General features: G+C 44.7%; 25 protein-coding genes. 23 read left to right on the top strand and 2 right to left on the bottom strand.

The features are described from left to right. The first annotated feature begins 338 nt into the window (after positions 1 to 338). The 13 genes from H7968_RS01310 to spoIID all read left to right on the top strand — a co-directional run bounded on the left by H7968_RS01310 (position 339) and on the right by spoIID (position 11319). Entirely contained in the window at positions 339 to 557 is a 219-nt protein-coding gene (locus H7968_RS01310; RefSeq protein WP_134375478.1) for an AtpZ/AtpI family protein, read from the top strand. A 4-nt stretch (positions 558 to 561) separates the two neighbouring features. Then, on the top strand, positions 562 to 948 hold the full coding sequence (locus H7968_RS01305; RefSeq protein ID WP_227394453.1) for an ATP synthase subunit I: 387 nt from the start codon (positions 562 to 564) through the stop codon (positions 946 to 948). A gap of 5 nt (positions 949 to 953) precedes the next feature. Then, on the top strand, positions 954 to 1664 hold the full coding sequence (atpB, locus tag H7968_RS01300) for a F0F1 ATP synthase subunit A (RefSeq protein WP_227394452.1): 711 nt from the start codon (positions 954 to 956) through the stop codon (positions 1662 to 1664). Positions 1665 to 1751: 87 nt separating this feature from the next. Beyond that, positions 1752 to 1964, top strand: a complete 213-nt coding sequence (gene atpE, locus H7968_RS01295) for a F0F1 ATP synthase subunit C (protein ID WP_134375595.1) — start codon at positions 1752 to 1754, stop codon at positions 1962 to 1964. A 436-nt stretch (positions 1965 to 2400) separates the two neighbouring features. Further along, on the top strand, positions 2401 to 2919 hold the full coding sequence (gene atpF, locus H7968_RS01290; protein ID WP_227394451.1) for a F0F1 ATP synthase subunit B: 519 nt from the start codon (positions 2401 to 2403) through the stop codon (positions 2917 to 2919). Next, on the top strand, positions 2916 to 3452 hold the full coding sequence (locus tag H7968_RS01285; RefSeq protein ID WP_227394450.1) for a F0F1 ATP synthase subunit delta: 537 nt from the start codon (positions 2916 to 2918) through the stop codon (positions 3450 to 3452). Before atpF ends, H7968_RS01285 begins: the two co-directional genes overlap by 4 nt. 26 nt (positions 3453 to 3478) lie before the next feature. Further along, entirely contained in the window at positions 3479 to 4987 is a 1509-nt protein-coding gene (gene atpA / locus H7968_RS01280; protein ID WP_134375487.1) for a F0F1 ATP synthase subunit alpha, read from the top strand. Positions 4988 to 5052: 65 nt separating this feature from the next. After that, positions 5053 to 5913, top strand: a complete 861-nt coding sequence (locus tag H7968_RS01275; RefSeq protein WP_134375489.1) for a F0F1 ATP synthase subunit gamma — start codon at positions 5053 to 5055, stop codon at positions 5911 to 5913. A gap of 54 nt (positions 5914 to 5967) precedes the next feature. Continuing rightward, complete coding sequence (atpD, locus tag H7968_RS01270) at positions 5968 to 7374, top strand: F0F1 ATP synthase subunit beta (RefSeq protein WP_227394449.1); 1407 nt, start codon at positions 5968 to 5970, stop codon at positions 7372 to 7374. 22 nt (positions 7375 to 7396) lie between these two features. After that, entirely contained in the window at positions 7397 to 7801 is a 405-nt protein-coding gene (locus tag H7968_RS01265; protein ID WP_227394448.1) for a F0F1 ATP synthase subunit epsilon, read from the top strand. Positions 7802 to 8146: 345 nt separating this feature from the next. Next, positions 8147 to 8380 carry a DUF1146 family protein gene (locus tag H7968_RS01260; RefSeq protein WP_227394447.1) on the top strand — a complete coding sequence of 78 codons (234 nt, stop codon included), beginning with the start codon at positions 8147 to 8149 and terminating at the stop codon, positions 8378 to 8380. Between the two features lie 393 nt (positions 8381 to 8773). After that, on the top strand, positions 8774 to 10072 hold the full coding sequence (murA, locus tag H7968_RS01255) for a UDP-N-acetylglucosamine 1-carboxyvinyltransferase (protein ID WP_227394446.1): 1299 nt from the start codon (positions 8774 to 8776) through the stop codon (positions 10070 to 10072). 224 nt (positions 10073 to 10296) lie between these two features. After that, positions 10297 to 11319, top strand: coding sequence for a stage II sporulation protein D (spoIID, locus tag H7968_RS01250; RefSeq protein WP_227394445.1), 1023 nt, complete (start codon positions 10297 to 10299; stop codon positions 11317 to 11319). Between the two features lie 662 nt (positions 11320 to 11981). On the opposite strand, the gene H7968_RS01245 is transcribed toward spoIID, so the two are convergent. Next, a complete protein-coding gene (locus H7968_RS01245; protein WP_227394444.1) occupies positions 11982 to 12443 on the bottom strand; it encodes a VanZ family protein in 462 nt (153 codons plus the stop codon). Between the two features lie 131 nt (positions 12444 to 12574). Between H7968_RS01245 and H7968_RS01240 the strand changes: the two genes are divergently transcribed. From H7968_RS01240 to H7968_RS01200, 9 genes are all read left to right on the top strand, one after another. Then, entirely contained in the window at positions 12575 to 13252 is a 678-nt protein-coding gene (locus tag H7968_RS01240) for a M23 family metallopeptidase (RefSeq protein ID WP_227394443.1), read from the top strand. Between the two features lie 60 nt (positions 13253 to 13312). After that, a complete protein-coding gene (gene spoIIID / locus H7968_RS01235) occupies positions 13313 to 13567 on the top strand; it encodes a sporulation transcriptional regulator SpoIIID (RefSeq protein WP_227394442.1) in 255 nt (84 codons plus the stop codon). Between the two features lie 269 nt (positions 13568 to 13836). Next, the gene (gene mreB, locus H7968_RS01230; protein ID WP_227394441.1) at positions 13837 to 14832 is read left to right on the top strand and encodes a rod shape-determining protein; all 996 of its coding nucleotides are present in this window, start codon (positions 13837 to 13839) and stop codon (positions 14830 to 14832) included. A 324-nt stretch (positions 14833 to 15156) separates the two neighbouring features. Beyond that, on the top strand, positions 15157 to 15996 hold the full coding sequence (locus H7968_RS01225) for a flagellar hook-basal body protein (protein ID WP_227394440.1): 840 nt from the start codon (positions 15157 to 15159) through the stop codon (positions 15994 to 15996). 12 nt (positions 15997 to 16008) lie between these two features. Next, complete coding sequence (locus tag H7968_RS01220) at positions 16009 to 16848, top strand: flagellar hook-basal body protein (protein ID WP_227394439.1); 840 nt, start codon at positions 16009 to 16011, stop codon at positions 16846 to 16848. A 13-nt stretch (positions 16849 to 16861) separates the two neighbouring features. Further along, a complete protein-coding gene (locus tag H7968_RS01215; RefSeq protein WP_227394438.1) occupies positions 16862 to 17116 on the top strand; it encodes a DNA-directed RNA polymerase subunit beta in 255 nt (84 codons plus the stop codon). A 14-nt stretch (positions 17117 to 17130) separates the two neighbouring features. Next, a complete protein-coding gene (gene fabZ, locus H7968_RS01210) occupies positions 17131 to 17553 on the top strand; it encodes a 3-hydroxyacyl-ACP dehydratase FabZ (RefSeq protein ID WP_134375504.1) in 423 nt (140 codons plus the stop codon). Between the two features lie 427 nt (positions 17554 to 17980). After that, entirely contained in the window at positions 17981 to 18283 is a 303-nt protein-coding gene (locus H7968_RS01205) for a hypothetical protein (RefSeq protein WP_227394437.1), read from the top strand. Between the two features lie 252 nt (positions 18284 to 18535). Then, positions 18536 to 18919 (top strand): hypothetical protein, encoded by a 384-nt coding sequence (locus H7968_RS01200; RefSeq protein ID WP_227394436.1) that lies wholly within the window; start codon positions 18536 to 18538, stop codon positions 18917 to 18919. A gap of 62 nt (positions 18920 to 18981) precedes the next feature. Here the strand turns inward: H7968_RS01200 and H7968_RS01195 are convergent, their stop codons facing one another. Beyond that, positions 18982 to 19410, bottom strand: a complete 429-nt coding sequence (locus H7968_RS01195) for a YwpF-like family protein (protein WP_227394435.1) — start codon at positions 19408 to 19410, stop codon at positions 18982 to 18984. A gap of 241 nt (positions 19411 to 19651) precedes the next feature. Between H7968_RS01195 and H7968_RS01190 the strand changes: the two genes are divergently transcribed. After that, positions 19652 to 20071, top strand: a complete 420-nt coding sequence (locus tag H7968_RS01190; protein ID WP_227394434.1) for a single-stranded DNA-binding protein — start codon at positions 19652 to 19654, stop codon at positions 20069 to 20071. The last annotated feature ends 101 nt before the right edge of the window (positions 20072 to 20172 follow it).

Below are 20172 nucleotides of genomic sequence, written 5' to 3'. Positions count from 1 at the left end.
CTGGATCCATGATAAAATGCCTGGCCCAGAGACTGACAGGCGCACTATGCAGGTGGGATCCCTCATCATCCTTCCGTCCCAATGTCATAAAACCTCCATCCAACTCAAGCATCCTGCTTACCAAAACACACCTGAAATCTTCGTTTTGTCAAAAATGTGAACGCTAAAGAAAGCATATGTGATCTTGTGAACTTTTTGTCGAGATCGCGTTGACATAGATTGGTGCCTATTGTATGCTTTTAAAGGGTATAATGATAAGGTTTTCATAGTCTTATCAAAGGTGTCAAAACCTTGATATACCAACCCCAATTCCATTCTCAGAATGTGAGGATGCGCTTATGCGTCAGTCAAGACGTCCGTTCCATGCGATGGCTTTATACTCAGCCATTCTGTCACAATTAACTGGTTCCATTCTTGTCGGTATTTTCGGCGGAAGATGGCTTGATCGCCAATGGAATTCAGAACCGCTGTTTTTGATCATCGGTCTTCTCCTGGGATTAGCTGCAGGAATTTACGCGATGCTTCGCACAGTGAATCATTTCGACTCAGGAGAGTAGAAGAATGCCTGACATTAGAAAGCACTTCTTGCGATACACCAGGTACATAATATACTTGTTATCGATTTTTGTCCTTTGCTGGGGATTTACACCCTTCCCGGATGTTTTTCTCGGTCTGATACTGGGAACTTCTTTCAGCCTTTTTAATCTATGGCTGATGAAGAACAGAATGGAAAGGTTCGACCGCGCATTGGATGAAGGAAAGAAAGTGCGTTCGCTTGGAACTTTGTCCCGTATGGCTTCAGCAGGAGCTGCAGTGCTGATTGCGCTGGAATTTCCGGAACTCATTCATTTGATTTCCACTGTAATTGGATTAATGATGGTGTACATCGTCATTATGATAGATTATTTTTGGCAACAACTCTTACATAAGAAGCGGGAAGAGAGGTGAAATAAATGAATCATGAAGCGCCATTAGCAGAATTTTTGGGGCTGACCTTTAATCTCTCCAATGTCCTGATGGTAACCGTTGCAAGTGTCATCGTATTCCTGATTGCTGTTCTGTCAACGCGTACACTCGCAATGAAGCCGACAGGCATGCAGAACTTTATGGAATGGATTATGGATTTTGTGCGGAATATCATCAAGAGTAACATGGACTGGAAAACGGGTGGAAGCTTTCACATCCTGGGGATTACTTTGATTATGTATGTTGCGATTTCGAACTTTTTAGGATTACCTTTTGCGATTACATATGATCATTATCTCTGGTGGAAGTCGCCGACAGCCGATCCAATCATCACGATGACTCTTGCTGTCATGGTAATTGCGCTTACGCACTACTATGGAATTCGCATGAAAGGCTTCAGCGAATACGGAAAAGACTTTTTCCGTCCAATGGGTTTCTTATTCCCGCTGAAGATTATTGAAGAGTTTGCAAACACGTTAACACTCGGTTTGCGTCTTTACGGTAACATCTATGCAGGTGAGATCCTTCTCGGACTCCTTGCAGGAAGTCTGGCAACAGGTGTCTGGGGTACCCTGGCAGCAGCATTGCCAACCCTTGCATGGCTTGGTTTCTCTGTCTTTATCGGTGGAATCCAGGCATTCATTTTCGTAATGTTAACGATGGTTTACATGGCGCACAAAGTGAGTCACGACCATTAATATATTTACCTGTTCAGTCATTGAACAAACCTTTATTACAAAAATTATTACCCACAACAAGGAGGATATATCCAAATGACAGGTTCAATTGGTCTTTTAGCAGCAGCACTAGCAGTAGGATTGGCAGCACTTGGTGCCGGTATCGGTAACGGTTTGATCGTATCTAAAACAGTAGAAGGTATCGCGCGTCAACCAGAAGCACGTGGTATGCTTCAAACTACAATGTTCATCGGGGTAGCACTAGTTGAGGCCGTTCCGATCATCGCGGTAGTAATCGCGTTCATCGTACAAGGTCAATAATCTACATCGATCAAATGGCGAAGATCACTCTCAGAGAACCTTCGCCATTTTTTAAGAAAAGTGAAGGTGAGCGATTAGGGACGTACAAACTGGACTGCCCTCGAAGGAGATAAAGGAAACACGGTGAACGAAGTGAGCCGATGTTGACTTATCGGACGAGAGGGTGGGAAGTTTGCTAGTCCCTGCGAACCGGAACTGGATCATAGAAAAGTGAAGGTGCCTTGTTCAGCCCCGACCAGCATAAGGCGAAGATGAAAAGAGGACTGGTTTTGTCCTCGTTCATCTTTGACTTATGACCTCGAGGGGCTAGGCACCGGAACTGGATCCAAAAGAAGAGGCACGTTATTGTCTCTGTATTTTTTTAAAACAGAACTAAATGACTTATATAATAGAAGGTTTTCGGACTTGATCGACTTCTGAAGGGAGTGAAACGAGCGTGTTCACACTTGATGCATTTGTACTTGGAGCCGGTGGCTTCAGTGAAGGAGACATCCTATTCCAATTAGTGATGTTCCTTATCCTTATGGCATTACTTAAGAAATTTGCATGGGGCCCGTTAATGGGAATCATGAAACAGCGTGAAGACCACATTGCTGGTGAGATCGAAGCGGCTGAACGCAGTCGTGCAGAAGCGAAAGAGCAGCTTGAAGAGCAGCGCAAGCTTTTAAAAGAAGCTCGTCAGGATGCACAGGAGCTTATCGAAAACGCCCGCAGACAAGGTGAAGCGCAGCGTGAAGAAATCATTACAGCAGCGCGTGCTGAGTCTGAGCGTATGAAAGAAGCAACGCTTCGCGAAATCGAAACAGAGAAAGATCAGGCAGTTGCCGCACTTCGCGAGCAGGTTGCAACCCTTTCTGTGTTGGTAGCATCTAAAGTAATTGAGAAAGAATTGACTCTTGAAGAACAGCAGAAGCTGATCAACGAGACAATTGAAAAGGCAGGGGATCTGCGATGAGCAAATCAACTGTCGCTTCACGCTATGCCCAGGCACTTTTTGAGCTTGCGGTTCAGCACCATCAGGTAGACCGGATTGAAGAAGAACTTCGCACAGTGCGTCAGGTTTTCTCTGAAAACCCTGAACTGGCTCAGATTCTACAGTCACCTAAATGGTCTAAAGATCAAAAGAAGCAGTTGATTTCAACATCCTTTAACGGAGCTTCTGAACACGTTCTGCACACATTATTCATCCTGATCGACCGCCGCCGCATTAATGAGGCAGCAGCTGTCGCAGATGCGTATATTGAAAGAGCGTTAAATGCCCGCGGAACAGCGGTTGCACACGTATCATCAGCAACAAAACTCTCAGATGCAGACAAACAGGCTTTATCGGCAGCATTTGCCCATAAAGTGGGTAAGCAGCATCTTGAAATTCATAATCACGTAGACAGCTCACTTTTAGGCGGCGTACGTATTCGCATTGGAAACCGTATTTTTGACGGTACACTGCGCAATAAGCTGAATCGCCTTGAACGTGAACTGAAACGATAAGATCCACGAAATGAGGGGTGACATTCATGAGCATCAAAGCTGAAGAGATCAGTGCGCTGATTAAGCAGCAGATTGAAAATTATCAATCGGATATCGAAGTAACGGAGGTTGGTACGGTTATCGAAATCGGTGACGGTATCGCACGTGCTCATGGCCTTGATAACGTTATGGCTGGAGAGCTTGTTGAGTTCTCTAACGGCGTTATGGGTATGGCGCAAAACCTGGAAGAAAACAACGTCGGTATCATTATTCTTGGACCATACCGCGACATTAAAGAAGGCGACGAAGTTCGCCGTACAGGCCGTATCATGGAAGTTCCAGTTGGAGAAGAACTGATTGGCCGCGTAGTAAACCCGCTTGGACAGCCGGTTGATGGTCTTGGACCAATCAACACATCAAAAGCACGTCCAATCGAAAGCCCGGCACCTGGTGTTATGGCACGTAAGTCAGTACACGAGCCATTACAGACAGGAATCAAGGCGATTGATGCACTTGTACCAATCGGCCGTGGTCAGCGTGAGTTAATCATCGGTGACCGTCAGACGGGTAAAACATCTGTTGCAATCGATACAATCCTGAACCAGAAGGACCAGGATATGATCTGTATCTATGTAGCAATCGGACAAAAAGAATCAACGGTTCGTGGAACAGTTGAAACACTTCGTAAGCACGGAGCTCTTGACTACTCGATCGTTGTAACGGCATCTGCATCACAGCCGGCACCGCTATTATTCCTTGCACCTTATGCAGGGGTAACAATGGGTGAAGAATTCATGGTAAACGGCAAGCACGTGCTTGTTGTATATGATGATCTTTCTAAGCAGGCAGCAGCATATCGTGAGCTTTCACTTCTTCTTCGCCGTCCTCCAGGTCGTGAAGCATATCCTGGTGACGTATTCTATCTGCACAGCCGTCTACTTGAGCGTGCAGCGAAGCTGAATGAAACACTTGGAGCAGGTTCGATCACTGCCCTTCCATTCGTTGAAACACAGGCTGGAGATATCTCTGCTTACATTCCAACGAACGTAATCTCAATTACTGACGGACAGATCTTCCTTCAGTCAGATCTATTCTTCTCGGGTGTACGTCCAGCGATCAACGCCGGTCTTTCTGTATCCCGTGTAGGTGGATCAGCACAGATCAAAGCGATGAAGAAGGTATCTGGTACACTTCGTCTTGACCTTGCAGCATACCGTGAACTTGAGGCATTTGCCCAGTTCGGTTCTGACCTTGATAAAGCAACACAGGCGAAGCTTAACCGTGGTGCCCGCACAGTAGAAGTACTGAAGCAGGACCTGAACAAGCCGCTTAAAGTAGAAAAGCAGGTTATGATCCTTTATGCATTAACAAAAGGACATCTTGATGACATTCCGGTTGAGGATGTTCGCCGTTTTGAAGGTGAATTCCTGAGCTGGCTGGATTCAAACCACACAGAACTGCTGGACCACATCCGCACCACGCAAGGTCTGCCGGAAGACAGCGCTATGGAAGCTGCAATCAACGGATTCAAAAAGACATTTGCTAAAAGCGAGTAAGGTTGATTCTCTGGAGCCAGTCTCCAGAGAACCGGCAATTCAACATTAAAGGGTGGTGAGAACCAGTGGCATCGTTACGCGATATTAAAAACAGAATCACGTCGACGAAAAAGACAAGTCAGATCACAAAAGCAATGGAAATGGTATCTGCCTCCAAACTTGCACGTGCCGAGTCAAATGCCAAGTCATTTAACCCGTACATGGACAAGATTCAGGAAGTAGTAGCCTCCATCGCAGTAGGTGCAAAAGACGCAACGCATCCAATGCTTGTATCACGCCCGGTGAAAAAGACTGCTTATCTCGTGATCACTTCTGACAGAGGACTGGCCGGAGCTTATAACTCCAACGTAATCCGTTCAGCAATGAATGCGATCAACAGCCGTCACTCAAGCAAGGATGAGTACGTTATTCTTGCAGTTGGACGTGTAGGACGTGACTTCTTTGCGAAAAAAGGCATGAATATCATCGATAGCATCATTGGATTACCCGACCAGCCAACTTTTGCTGACATTAAAGAAATCACAGGAAAAGCGGTTGGTATGTACGCAGATGAAGCGTTTGACGAGCTTTACATGTACTACAACCACTTTGTGAGTGCCATTTCACAGGAGGTAACAGAAAAGAAGGTTCTTCCTCTGACAGATGTTGCGAACGTTTCAAACAAGCTGACATCTTATGAATTTGAACCATCTGCTGATGCCATCCTTGAAGTGCTTTTACCACAGTACGCAGAAAGCCTGATCTACGGCGCACTGCTTGATGGAAAAGCAAGTGAGCACGCAGCACGTATGACAGCAATGAAGAGTGCAACGGATAATGCCAAAGAGCTTATCGATTCATTATCATTATCATATAACCGTGCCCGCCAGGCAGCGATCACTCAGGAAATTACAGAGATCGTTGGTGGGGCGGCAGCGTTAGAATAAAAGATAAAGCGGGCTTCCCGCCCGCTTTTTAACAGCAAGCTAGGAGGGAAAAGAATGAATAAAGGACGCGTTTTACAGGTCATGGGTCCAGTTGTTGACATTAAGTTTGACAATGGCCAGCTGCCTGATATTTATAACGCTCTAACGGTACCAACCAGCGTAGAAGGTGAAGTACTGACGTTAGAAGTAGCGCTTCACCTTGGTGACGACGCTGTTCGTACCATTGCCATGTCCTCCACTGACGGTATTAAGCGTGGAGCTGAAGTAACAGACCTTGGTTCACCTATCACTGTTCCAGTTGGTGATGCAACACTTGGACGCGTATTTAACGTGCTTGGAGAAGCGATTGACCTTGCAGGAGATGTTGATGCAAGCGTTCAGCGTGATCCTATCCACCGTCTTGCACCAACGTTCGAACAGCTTTCTACTGATACTGAAATCCTTGAAACGGGAATCAAAGTAGTTGACCTGCTTGCTCCTTACATCAAGGGTGGTAAGATCGGTCTCTTCGGAGGAGCCGGTGTAGGTAAAACAGTACTAATCCAGGAACTGATTAACAACATCGCACAGGAGCACGGCGGTATCTCGGTATTCGCAGGTGTTGGTGAGCGTACTCGTGAAGGAAATGACCTTTTCCACGAGATGACAGATTCAGGCGTAATTAAGAAAACAGCGATGGTATTCGGTCAGATGAACGAGCCGCCGGGTGCGCGTATGCGTGTTGCCCTGTCAGGTCTGACAATGGCTGAATTCTTCCGTGATGAACAGGGTCAGGACGTACTTCTGTTTATCGATAACATCTTCCGTTTCACGCAGGCAGGTTCTGAGGTATCAGCCCTTCTTGGACGTATGCCATCTGCCGTAGGTTACCAGCCTACTCTTGCAACTGAAATGGGTCAGCTTCAGGAGCGTATCACATCAACAAACGTTGGTTCTGTAACGTCAATCCAGGCGATTTATGTACCTGCCGATGACTACACGGATCCGGCTCCGGCGACTACATTCGCCCACCTTGATGCGACAACAAACCTTGAGCGTAAGCTTTCTGAAATGGGTATTTACCCTGCCGTGGATCCACTTGCTTCGACTTCACGCGCACTATCGCCTGAAATCGTTGGAGAGGAACACTATAATGTAGCACGTGAAGTTCAGCAGACGCTTCAGCGTTATAAAGAACTTCAGGATATCATTGCCATCCTTGGTATGGATGAGCTTCAGGAAGAAGATAAGATGATCGTTGCCCGTGCACGTCGTATTCAGTTCTTCCTTTCCCAGAACTTCCACGTAGCAGAACAGTTTACCGGCCAAAAAGGTTCTTATGTTCCTGTTAAAGAAACAATTGCAGGATTTAAGGCCATTCTTGAAGGTAAATACGACCATCTTCCGGAAGATGCGTTCCGTCTTGTAGGACGTATCGAAGAAGTAATCGAAGCTGCGAAGAACATGGGCGTAGAGGTATAATTAGGGACCAGGAGGGGAAAAAATGAAGACCGTTAACGTCAATATCGTCACTCCCGATGGCCCTGTGTACGAGTCCGCTGTAGAAATGGTAAGCACGAAAGCTCAAAGCGGGGAGCTCGGCATTCTGCCAGGGCACATCCCGATGGTTGCTCCTCTTGAAATCGGTGCGGTCCGCCTGAAAAAAGAAGGACGCACAGAGTTAGTAGCGGTAACGGGTGGCTTTTTAGAAGTCCGTCCTGATAAGGTAACGATTCTTGCGCAGGCTGCAGAGCCGGCGACAGATATCGATATCGACCGTGCAAAGGAAGCCAAACAGCGGGCTGAGCGCCTTCTGCAGGCCAAGCAGGACAACGTTGACTTCAAACGCGCAGAACTTGCACTTCGCCGTGCAATGAACCGCATTGATGTATACGAAAACAAAATGTAATTTTGATTGACCGGTTGTCTGATCCGGATTGGCAAATGCCTGCCGGATCAGACAGCTTTTTTCATGTTATTGATATAAAGCGACCGTATGGAAATGTATATGCGTTTACATTCAAAATCATAGTTAAAAGAATATATGTTTATATTGTAAATACTTCGGGAAAGCAATACATTGTTGTATCAAAGACTTTCGAACGGATTTTGATTTTTTTATTAGTAGACAATAAGTCACCTCACGGAATGACTTAAGGGCTGTTTTGCGAAAATGATCGAAAGACGGTCAAATTCTCACCATATTATAAGAAACCTTTGATAAACTTAATACGTCTAAGTGAAAGGAGTTCAGATGATGACTGTATTTGGTCAGCAGGCACTTATCAGCATGATGATCCATCTTGTATTTATTGCTTTAGCGTTCTGGTCTATGCAGGCGTTACGCTTTGATAAAGCGATCCGGCCAAACCGCGTATTACAGGCGCGAGTTCTTTTTATCCTTGTCAGTATTGCAATCGGTTCATCAGTTGCGGACTTTTTCCTGTCCTATACAACCTGGTCGCAGCAGCTCCCATATTTATGGTAGAAAGTCAGAGCACTAAACAAAAAAATGCTGTATTTATGCAGATTTTAGTGGTTTAAATTTATTCAACCGTGGAATACTCAAGCATACGGCCAAATGTGACATGGAACGTTTACTATACAAGAGAAAATCAGCTGAAATTAATTTAGTCTTTGCCGATATAAAAGTGTAAAAGATTGATGAAATTGGTTGAAAAATGACGAATTATGACTTTTTTCTCTTGTGTTTAAGCGTTTCAAACTGATAAGATGTGTAATGTTTTAGTTTTTTAAATGTTAACTTGTATTTTTGAGATGAACGATAACTGAGTCTATTGGGCGATTGGAGCAATCACTTCAGTCACTAACGTTGAATATGAATAGTAATAGAAGAATGAAGACGCGGAGGGGAACTCACTTGGAAAAAATCATCGTACGCGGCGGTAACACGCTGCAGGGATCAGTCAAGGTTGAAGGAGCAAAAAATGCAGTTCTTCCAATTTTAGCAGCTGCATTGCTTGCGGGAAAAGGAAAAAGTACATTACTTGAAGTGCCGGCACTTTCTGATGTAGGTACCATTAATCAGGTATTAACTCATTTGAACGCCAAGGTTGATTACACAAAGGAAGAAAACAAGCTGATTGTAGATGCTAGCAGCGAGCTGGCTATTGAAGCACCATTCGAATACGTTCGCAAAATGCGTGCATCCGTTCAGGTAATGGGTCCGCTTTTAGCACGTAATGGTCATGCAAGGGTAGCGCTTCCTGGAGGCTGTGCTATCGGCTCACGACCGATTGATCTTCATCTGAAAGGCTTTGAGGCAATGGGTGCTGAGGTAACAGTAGGGAATGGCTTTATTGAAGCGAAGGCTGACGGCAAGCTGAAAGGCGCTAAAATCTATCTTGATTTCCCAAGTGTAGGGGCGACTGAAAACATTATGGCAGCTGCCACACTGGCAGAAGGTACAACCATTATTGAAAACTGTGCAAAAGAGCCTGAAATCGTTGATATGGCCAACTACATGAATAAAATGGGTGCTAAAATCAAGGGAGCCGGAACAGACACGATCCGCATTGAAGGTGTTGAAGAGCTTCACGGTGCAGAACACACAATTATTCCGGACCGTATCGAGGCAGGAACATTTATGATTGCTGCAGCGATCACAAATGGTAATGTCCTGATTGAGAATGCTGTACCTGAGCATTTAACTTCTGTTACTGCTAAATTAAAGGAAATGGGTGTTACAGTCATTGAAGAAGGCGAAGGTCTTCGGGTCATTGGAAATGGAGAACTGAAATCCGTTGACATTAAAACGATGCCGCATCCAGGTTTCCCGACAGATATGCAGTCACAAATGATGGCACTCATGCTGAAAGCGACTGGAACAGGTGTAATTACAGAAACCGTTTTTGAAAACCGCTTTATGCATGTTGAAGAGTTCCGCCGCATGAATGCAAACGTTAAAATTGAAGGACGCTCTGTTATCATGAATGGGCCAAGCAATCTTCAGGGAGCAGAAGTAGCCGCAACTGACCTTCGTGCAGGAGCAGCACTCATCCTTGCAGGTCTTGTATCAGAAGGTCGTACACAGGTGACAGAATTGAAGCACCTCGACCGGGGGTATGTAAACTTCCACGGCAAACTTGTTGCACTTGGTGCAGATGTAGAACGTATTAAAGAAGAAACAGAAACAAGAGAAGAAGCAGTACGCGTATAATTCCGAACTCATCCTTCTTATTCTTATACATCATGAATTCTATTTCTTAATTATACGTTTATATGCAGTATACACACGTTTTTGCGTGGGTATACTGCTTTTTTATTTTTATTTGCATTTTATTAAACGCTTCAGAAGACCGTCAATAAAAAATCCCTCCATACTTCTAATCGATTCTTTAAAGGCATACGCTTCAACAATGTCCCAATTCAGGAGGAGCGACGATGAACCAGACGACACGACTTATTCTTTTCACCATTCTTTACTTTCTTGTGATCCTGCTGATACCTGCACTAATTGTAAATAAAGAGGCCCTCGTGAAAAGTGAGCCAATCGCTCAAGAGAAAGCAGTAACGCCAGAATTACAGGAGCAGAAAACCCCTGAAGATCAGGAGCTGATGATCACGGTATTACGTGATGCGGATCAGACGGTGGAGACCATCGACCTTGAAAGCTATGTGGCAGGAGTAGTGGCAAGTGAAATGCCGGCTTCATTTGAAATCGAAGCACTAAAAGCCCAGGCACTTGCCGCAAGAACCTATGTAACCAGAATATTGGCAGAAGGTGCGCCTGAGCTTCCCGGTGGTGCTGAAATAACCGATACGACCACTCACCAGGTCTACAAAAATAAAGAAGAACTCAAATCCATCTGGAAAGATGATTTCGATTGGAAAATGAAAAAAATAGAGGAAGCCGTTCAGGAAACAAAAGGAGAGATCATCACTTATCAAGGGGAACCCATAACCGCCTCCTTTTTTTCAACAAGCAATGGATGGACTGAGAATGCGGGAGACTACTGGAATGAAGATATACCTTATTTAAAATCGGTGGAGAGCAAATGGGACCAGGAAGTAGCGCCGGGCTATGAAGAAACAGTAACCATCAGTCTTGGGGAGTTTCAAAAAAAGCTGGGCATTACACTTGCTAAAGGTGAAGCAGGAAATATTCTAGAACGGACCCCCGGAAATCGGGTAAAAACAATCGAAATAGGCGGAAAAACATTTTCAGGCAGGGAGATCCGGGAAGCCTTAAATTTACGGTCATCAGACTTTAACTGGCTCATGCAGGGAGACCAGGTTGTGATAGAAACAAGAGGATACGGCCACGGAGTCGGAATGAGCCAATATGGCGCGAATGGAATGGCACTCGAAGGCAAAAACTATTCAGAAATTGTGTCCCATTATTTTAAAGACATCACGATCTCACCAATCGAGCAGGCAGTGCCATCTCTCGTAGCACATAGATAAATGAGTTCGCGAGGTTGTGCAGTGAATTCGTGAGGTTAGCGGTAAAGTTTGTGAGTTCAGCGACTACTTTCGTGAGTTGAGTCCGTCCTTTCGTGAGCTCACAACCGAAGTTTGTGAGTTCAGTATCAAAAGGCTCACATGATAAATACTTAGTAGCGCGGCCGCAGACCACATAGCCAACACAGCCCTCTCATGTCATATTAAAATTGAGTTCGTGAGGTTATGCCGTGAATTTGTGAGGTTAGCGGTAAAGTTTGTGAGGTCAGCGACTACTTTTGTGAGTTGAGTCCGAACTTTCGTGAGCTCACACCCGAAGTTTGTGAGTTCAGTATCAAAAGCCTCACAAGATAAATACTTAGTAGCGCGGCCGCAGACCACATAGCCAACACAGCCCTCTCGTGTCATATTGAAATTGTGTTCGTGAGGTTGTGCAGTGAATTTGTGAGGTTAGTGGTAAAGTTTGTGAGTTCAGCGACTACTTTTGTGAGTTGAGTCCGAACTTTCGTGAGCTCACACCCGAAGTTTGTCAATTCAGTATCAAAAGCCTCACATGATTGATACTTAGTAGCCATGGCCGCAGTATACATTCCACAGCACCGCAACGTAAAGCAGACATACTCCCTGGCACAATTAAATCTACACACAATAAAAGAAAGCTCTGATCACCATTGATCAGAGCTTTCTCTTTTTCTATAGCCAAACCATTCCTCTATCTTTACAAAAACAGATCTCAGCCAATTCGAACGTTTTGAGAAGTAAAAACGCTGTACGATCATATAAACGAGCAGCACGCCAATCAGATCCTTTACGGCATCAATGGCGGTTGCTGAGCGGTAGGGGACAAATGCCTGATGAATTTCATCAATAAATCCATAAAAAGCAGCAAATACAGCTGCCAGAGCATGAGTAGCCGTTGTCAGGCGTCCATGAACCAGCAGAGCAGCGATAAACAGCAAATGAAGAATTCCAAATTCAATGAGGTGAAGAGATTCTTTCAAGAAGCGGTCTACGGTACCGTTTGGAAGCTCTACAACCGCATTATGCGGAAGGCCCGACAATATCCAAATCAATATCATATAAAGAAAAGGAAGTGCAGTAACGATGATCTTAAGCCATTTTTTCATAACGTGAAAAGGTCCTTTCCGGATTCATCCTAACGGGATTGTAACATGTCAGGATGAATGTTGAAGAAATAATTTGTGACAATGTATAGAATTTCCTCTAACCGTTCAAAATGATTGCTGAGGTGATGAAAATGATCAAGGGAGACAAATCTCAATCTACCCTAAAAACAAAATTCAAACGCTTTACACAAAAACGCTGGGCTGTACCGGCGCTGTATCTTGGATGCGGGGCACTCGTTTTGACTACCGTGTTCGTACTCCAGGATCGCAATGAGGAAATGGCGGTCAATCCGCAGCAGGAAGTTTCATATGAAGAAAACGGGCAGGACGTCACATTTGGACCTGAAGAGGCTGTAGAAGTGAACAGTCAGGTTGAAAAGATGGCTTTGCCTGTCGAAGACCCTTCAGCAGTAACGGTTCACCGTGCTTTCTACGATCAGGAAGCATCAGCTGAGGAACAGCAAAATGCACTCGTTGTTGTAAATCAGACTTATTATCCGAATCTGGGTGTGGATCTTGTTCAGAGTGGTGAATCATTTAACGTAACAGCTGCGATGAGTGGAACGGTTACACTGGTACAAGAAGATCCATTTATCGGCAATGCTGTGGAAATTGAGCATGAAGATGGTCTCGTTACACGATATCAGGCAGTTCAGGATATCGCTGTAGCAAACGGGGACAAGGTTATGCAGGGACAGGTCATCGCAACATCCGGTGTGAGTGAACTAAACCCTGACGCAGGTACACATGTACATTTCGAAGTATATAAAGATGATGTAGCAGTTGATCCGATTTCTTTCTCAGAGTAAGCATAATGACGCCTCCTGATGGCATATAATGCACAAACGGACCTATAGGAGGCCGGCATCGTGCATGATTACATCAGGGAGAGAACGATCTCAGCTGGCAGACACATCGTTGAGACGGGTGAAACGGTACGCGCCACAGCCAAAACCTTTGGTGTATCTAAAAGCACAGTTCATAAAGATCTTACCGAGCGGCTGCCGGAGCTTCAACCGGCGCTTGCAGACGAAGTAAAACATATACTTAATTATCACAAGTCTATACGCCATTTAAGGGGTGGCCTTGCCACAAAGAAAAAGTATGAGGGTCAGAAGCAGTAGTTCAGCATGGATAAGAGGTCATGAATCAAACGTTTGTTTGGTTCATGACCTCTTGTTTTTGTTGTGGTAAGATATACTTATTGGACTATGCTTATTTTTAAACAATGTGCATTTTGACCCGATATAAACGATGTATGCCAAAATGACTGCTGCAGAATCCAACCTGATCATTTTTCTCTGACATGATTTAGATAAATACTTATTAATTTGATCAGAGTATATGAACATATAAAAAATAGTGAGCGAGAAGAAGGGAGTCAACCAGTAAGATGTTTGCAAAAGATATAGGAATTGACTTAGGAACAGCCAACCTGCTGATCCACGTAAAAGGAAAAGGAATCGTTCTAAATGAACCATCTGTTGTAGCGATCGATAAAACAACAAACCGTGTGCTTGCAGTAGGTGAAGAAGCACGCAACATGGTGGGCCGTACACCTGGTAACATCATCGCAACCCGGCCGCTCAAAGACGGCGTCATCGCAGACTTTGACGTAACGGAAGCCATGCTGAAGCACTTCATCAATAAACTGAACGTAAAAGGATTTTTATCAAAACCACGCATCCTGATCTGTTGCCCGACCAACATCACAAGTGTTGAGCAAAAAGCGATTCGTGAAGCAGCTGAAAAAAGTGGTGGTAAACGTGTGTTCCTTGAAGAAGAACCAAAAGTGGCGGCGATCGGTGCCGGCATGGATATCTTCCAGCCGAGCGGAAACATGGTTGTGGATATCGGAGGCGGAACAACGGACGTAGCTGTATTGTCAATGGGTGATATCGTAACGTCGTCATCAATCAAAATGGCGGGTGACCAATTCGATTCTGACATTTTAAACTATGTGAAAAAAGAATACAAGCTGCTGATCGGTGAGCGTACAGCAGAAGCGATCAAAATCAATATTGCAACGGTATTCCCGGATTCCCGCAATGAAGAAATGGAAATCCGCGGACGTGATATGGTAAGCGGACTGCCGCGCACGATTACCATCCGTTCATCTGAAGTTGAAAAAGCACTTCGCGAATCAGTGGCTGTGATCGTTCAGGCAGCTAAAAACGTTCTGGAACAAACACCTCCTGAGCTGTCAGCTGATATCATTGACCGCGGCGTTATTCTGACAGGCGGTGGGGCACTTCTTCACGGAATTGATCACCTGCTTGCTGAAGAATTGAAAGTACCGGTTTTCATAGCAGAAAACCCGATGGACTGTGTCGCAATCGGAACAGGCATCATGCTTGAGAACATCGATAAAATAGCGAGCCGGAAATAAGCTGCCATCAAGTCATTTAATTTGTAGAAAAGATTAAATGTTTATTTTTCGAAATGAAAATCAAAAATTTCAAACGAATATAACCAGGCTGACTGCAGCGAATGGGGGCGACTCCTGCGGGAGAAGCGGGACAGGTGAGACTGGTGGCGAAGCCGCAGGGCTCACCGCCCGCCCGAGGAAAGCGTCCCCTGGAGCGGAAGTCAGCCGCTCTTCTAAGAGAATTTGTCCGGTACAGGTATAAACCATTTTACAAAAACTCATGGCACAGCTGTCGAAAATTGCTATAATAAATAGATACATAATACATAACGAGGTGAAACAAACATGTTCAGAGGGTTCTACACCGTTGCAACCGGCATGATCGCCCAGCAAAGAAAAACAGAAATGCTGACCAACAATATGTCCAATGTAAATACACCTGGCTTCAAGGCGGATCAATCTGCCATGCGTGCTTTTCCAGATATGCTGCTCTCAAGCCTTGGCAAAACAGAAATTCCGACACAAAACGGCTTGACCTTGCCGAATTCACCTGTAGTCGGCGGCTTGAACACAGGTGTATATATGCAGGAAGCGATTCCTCTTTTTACACAGGGAGATATCCGGGAAACGGGGCTGAGAACCGATGCAGCCATTATACAGGGAGATATGCCTGTTAACGAAGAAACTGGTTTTCCGGGAGCAGTGTTTTTCCCTCTCGAACATGAAGATGGCGTCATCCGCTATACGAGAAACGGGAACTTTGCGCTTGATCCTGACGGCTTTTTAACAACGCCGGCCGGTCATTATGTGCTGGATGAAAACGGTGAGCGAATTGAATTGACAAGCGATCAGTTTGAAATAACTCCTGAAGGACAGATCATTCAGGATGGCGCACCTGTTGCCAGAATCGGAATGGCATATTCTGATGACCCGCGCTCTCTTGTGAAAGAAGGAGACGAGCTGTATCGTGCCCCTGAAGGCGTTCTGCTTCCAGATGCATATGCTGCTGCAGATGTGAATTTCACTGTCGTGCAGGGCTCACTTGAACGGTCAAATGTGGACAGTGCACGGACAATGACGGATTTAATGACAGCTTACCGATCATTTGAAGCCAATCAAAAAGTGCTGCAGGCGTATGACCGCAGCATGGAGAAAACGGTCAACGAAGTCGGCCGTCTTAACTAAGGGGGATAATTAATGATCCGCAATATGGTGACTGCAACCAATACAATGAATCAGCTGCAAAAACAGCTTGATATGATCGCGAATAATCTTGCGAACTCTGCTACAACCGGTTACAAGCAGACAACAGCAAATTTTACATCTTTATTGCATCAGGAAATCCAGCATACACGTGAAACAGGTGCACCCCGTATGACGCCTGATGGATTGCGTCTCGGAAACGGAGCGAAAATCGCACAATCCCAGCTCGTAACCACTCAGGGAGCACTGCAGCGCACAGAGCGGATGATCGATTTCGCTTTTACGCGTGAAAACCAGTATTTTAAGGTGCTCGTTCAATCAGCTGACGGTGCACAGGAGCAGAACTTTACACGCGACGGAGCATTTTATTTCACGCCAATGAACGATGATGAAGTCATGCTCGTTGATGGTCAGGGAAATGCCGTCCTTGATCAGAACGACCAGCAGATCATTGTTGATGGTCCGGTCAATGAAGTACAGTTAAATGATGACGGGACACTCGTCTTCACAAATGGAGGAGGCGCACAACAGGAAATTCAGCTAGGCGTTGTGACCATTGAGCGTCCTCAACTGATGGATCGCGTCTCAAGCGTGTACCTCGGAATTCCGGGGAATCTGGCTGAGCTTGGCGTCGCAGAAGCTGAACTCCTCACTCAAATGGAAGGTGCCCTTCGTCAGGAAATCGGACTGGAGCAGGGAGCCCTGGAAACGTCAAACGTAGACATGGGTAGAGCCGCAACAGAATTAATTGAAGTTCAGCGTAATTATCAATTTCATTCAAGAGCGATCTCGATCTCAGATCAGATGTCAGGTCTTGTGAACGGAATGCGTTAAAGGAGTAAGGAAAATGTCTGAAACCCGCAGTGAAAAAAACAGTAAACCTACAGAAGAAAAGACGGAGTCACGTGTCCCTAGATGGGTACAGGTCCGTCTGTTTCCAATTCTGATCAGGCTTGTTCTGGTCATTGCTCTGGCTGCCGGAAGTTTACTTCTAGGACTGATGGTTGGTTACGGTGTAATTGGGGACGGTAGCCCGACTGACGCGCTCAAAAAGGAAACATGGACGCATATTATTGATCTTGTCACACAGGATACAGAATAGCAGGAGGTTATTTGATGTTAGACATTCAGCAGATTAAAGAAATTATTCCTCACCGTTACCCATTTTTGTTAATTGATAAAATGGTGGAAATTGAAGAAGGAAAACGTGCTGTTGCTATTAAAAATGTAACAGCAAACGAAGAATTTTTTAACGGACATTTTCCTGACTATCCGGTTATGCCAGGCGTACTGATCGTTGAAGCACTTGCACAGACAGGAGCAGTCGCGATGCTGAAACAGGAAGAATACCGCGGCAAACTCGCCTTTTTCACCGGAATCGACAAATGCCGCTTCAAGCGTCAGGTCAAACCGGGTGACCAGCTGCGCCTTGAAGTCGAAATCATCCGCATCAAAGGCCCGCTTGGCAAAGGAAAAGCAACCGCAACCGTAGACGGCGAAATCGCCTGCGAAACTGAGATCATGTTCGCAATTCAATAATTCAATTTATACGCGATATAGCTAATATACAATTCGAGGACGGGATTCCACCGAAGACTCCTAAGGGAGAGAAGCGTCAGATGAATCCCGGCTAGTTTTTAGCAATACAACCACCTGTAGTTCATTGCAGCTCATCACTATATCTTGAAAAGTACATGTTGATCCCTGTCTGTGTTCTATAATAAAGATTATGTTGGTTTCTCATACAAGGGCGTGGGCCATCCGAAGACTCCTGCGGCAGAGAAGCGACAGGTGAGACAGCGTAGTGCGCAGCACTAGCTGGCTCACCGCGCGGCCGCGGAAAGCGAAGGATGGCCCACGCCCGGTTACAAAAAATATCTAACCCATACATAATCCCACCCTCTCCGGGAAAACTAGCCAAAGACCGCATTATTAGGTCAAAAAAACAAAAGGAGAGGGAAGCGGTATGAACAAAACACTAAAGCTTACAGCAGGTGCGATGATGGCAGCTGCACTTATGGTCGGATGTAATGTCAATGACGGCGTTCCGGATAACAATGAATCCATGATGGATAACAACCGTGTCAACGATGTACAAAACGACATGGACAACAATGCGGGCGAACGTGGTGACGGTTATAATAACATGGGCCGTGACAACAATGGAACAAACGGTAATAATGACATTATTGATAACAACGACAACAATCGCGAAGATGTTATTGAAGATGATATCGACCGTGAAGACCGGGATAACCGGGACGAATAAGAAACAGGCTGCCGGAAATGTCCGGCAGTTTTTCATACATAACTAATTATTTTTCCGGATTCTCCAATATCATATCATTCTTTTTTCATTCCAGATTCCTGAAAAAAGTGGGTGCATATGAATAAAGACATACGTTTTTCTCTTAGGATGTATTGATGATTGAGCTTTAGAGATCAATGATGTAAAATTCACTAAGGGATTCTTTGAACGTAAAATAGAGTGTACAGAAAGTTTAGGAGGTTTAATTCTTTCATGCTACAACAATTGCCAACGGGCACCAAAATCAGTATTACCAGGTCCATTAACATCGCTTTTGAACAATATATGTCCGATATCCAGTGGAAAGAGGACAAATTTGATATGGTTGACTTTATGAATTCGTGGAGCCAGTACATAACAACACAGGCATCATGGTATGAAAATCTCGATGATGGGATTAAGAAAAGCCCGGATTTTCATCAAAATCTCGCTGATAAGATCAATGAGGTTATTGAAAAAATCCTGAATGAAGAACCAACAGCTGAACAGATTGAGCGAATTCAGGAGCTCCAGTCATATTCTAATAAAGAATGGGATTATTCCTGTAAAGCAGAAGCAAAATATGTCATTAGTGAATTAGAAAAAAATCAGGCATAATATGTATAACATAAATATAAGCGGACATCCATGCCACTGGATGTCCGCTTTAATTGTTGTTATCATCTTTTAACAAGCCCCGGTTTTTCCTTCATCTGCTTTTTAAACTGTGCCAGGAGTTCTTCACCACTCAGGTTTTCCTTTTCAAGAATGGAAGCAAGAAGCTCTTCAGCATACTCATTTCGCTGATTTCTCATATGACCAATAAAAAGAACGCTGATTTTTTCACCGATCGGTCTGACAGCATGAACATGGGCATAAAGCGAAGCAGGGTCATTTTTCTCGCTGGAAATCACAGCAAGAACCTCGATATTTTCTCTGTTTTGCTGAATACGCTGGAAGTATTCTAATTCCCTATCAACCAGAAAAACCTCTAGAATCCATGTGTGGTGATCATCTTCTTTATTTATAATCAGGCCGTCGATCAAATTGAAATCACGGATAGTATCATTTTCAACAATCTGTACACGCTTAAGTTTAAACGTTTTCATAGCTACGCCTCCTTCAGCATTCCATTGCCTCATTATATCATAATTATTTTCTGAAAATTTGTTTTAAAATGTTGAATTTAGAAATTTCCCGGGGAATAATCGAATAATTTCAGGGGAAATCACAAGCAAAATGAACGAAAATTCTCCTTTAAGATAAGGGTAAAATCAATTTTTCCTTGTTTTACAACAATTTTCCCACCCGGTATGCTTAGGTCATTCCTCAAGAGAAAGGAGGGAAGACATGATTAATCAGGTGACGATTGTCGGAAGGCTGACCAGGGATCCGGAATTAAGGGAGATTGGATCAAATAAACATGTGTTAAATGTAACCGTTGCAGTGAATCGCCCCTTTAAAAATCAGGCAGGTGAAAATGAAGCTGATTTTATACGGTGTACTATCTGGAATCGCGTGGCGCAAAACACATCGGAGTATTGCGAAAAAGGATCGCTTGTTGGTATTACCGGAAGACTCCAGACAAGGGTATTCAACAGGGATGACGGTTCAAAAAGCTACTTTACCGAAGTGTTCGCTGACTCCGTAAGATTTCTTGACCGCAAAAAAGCTGCGTCTGAAGCCGAATTTGAACCTTTTCCTGAACCACCGCCGACTCCTGCAGAACAGAATGCTTCAGCTGAAACACATTTTGAAGTCATCCGTTAACGTCATTTGATTCCCCGTTTTTAACAGGTCACAGGACAGCTGCTTATGGTGAACTTCCCCTCCCCGTAAGTGTGCTGTCATAGTGGTCACTTCGTAACAGC

The organism is Jeotgalibacillus aurantiacus (genome assembly GCF_020595125.1).
GTDB classification, from domain to species: Bacteria; Bacillota; Bacilli; order Bacillales; family Jeotgalibacillaceae; genus Jeotgalibacillus; species Jeotgalibacillus aurantiacus.
The sequence above is the reverse complement of the archived record's forward strand: the minus strand, read 5'-3'. Positions and strand labels throughout refer to the sequence as shown.